A 250-nucleotide genomic window follows, 5' to 3' on the forward strand; every position below is an offset into this window, starting at 1 on the left:
GGACTGCGCAACGGAAGCTGAAATTGCTACTGAGTTCCTCTACATCGATGATATCGGGTTAGGTGAAAAAGGTCAGTTCACGGATTTACAGGATCAGGTAATTTCCAACCTGTTCAAACTGTATCCGTGGGAATTTATGTTGCGTGAGATGTTCTCAACCAAGCTGGAGGATGCAGGCGTACGCTGGCTGGAACCGGCGTGGAAGAGCATTATCTCCAACAAGGCACTTCTACCGCTACTGTGGGAGATG

General features: G+C 48.8%; 1 protein-coding gene. It reads left to right on the top strand.

What is annotated here, in order from left to right:
- A partial coding sequence (locus V5P19_RS24135; RefSeq protein ID WP_334408068.1) for a glutathionylspermidine synthase family protein occupies nucleotides 1-250 on the top strand: 250 nt, incomplete at both ends.

The sequence above is a fragment of the Enterobacter sp. UNJFSC 003 genome (assembly GCF_036903355.1).
GTDB lineage: Bacteria > Pseudomonadota > Gammaproteobacteria > Enterobacterales > Enterobacteriaceae > Enterobacter.